At 40.5% G+C, this 544-nt stretch carries 1 protein-coding gene; it reads left to right on the top strand.

Translation table 11 applies throughout. The features are described from left to right. Positions 1–271: 271 nt before the first annotated feature. The coding region (locus tag ASE40_RS22090; protein WP_206742868.1) for a hypothetical protein at positions 272–544 on the top strand (273 nt) is incomplete at both ends.

Below are 544 nucleotides of genomic sequence, written 5' to 3'. Positions count from 1 at the left end.
TTAACAATTAATGCTCTTCCAACAATTACGACTTCAGGAACTTTAACAGCAGTCTGTCAAAGTAATTCTGCACAGCTTGCTTCTCTAATATATACAGCAACTACTAATTCACCAATAAGTTATTCCATTGACTGGGCGACATTGACAGATCAGGGAACGACTTCTTTTGCTTTTGCTGCGGGAGGAGGAACTATTAATACGATCAATGTTCCAGCAAATACAGCACCTGGAACTTATACAGGTGTAATGACGATTCTCACATCCAATGGCNTTAACAATTAATGCTCTTCCAACAATTACGACTTCAGGAACTTTAACAGCAGTCTGTCAAAGTGCTTCCGCACAGCTTGCTTCTCTAACATATACCGCAACCACTAATTCGCCAATAAGTTATTCCATTGACTGGGCGACATTGACAGATCAGGGAACGACTGCTTTTGCTTTTGCTGCTGGAGGAGGAAGTATTAATACCATCAATGTTCCTGCCAATACAGCACCTGGAACTTATACAGGAGTAATGACGATTTTGACATCTAATGGATGT

It is taken from the genome of Flavobacterium sp. Root935 (assembly GCF_001429295.1).
In the GTDB taxonomy this organism is placed as follows: Bacteria; Bacteroidota; Bacteroidia; order Flavobacteriales; family Flavobacteriaceae; genus Flavobacterium.
Note: the sequence above shows the minus strand (reverse complement) of the source record. Positions and strands in the feature narration are given on the sequence as shown.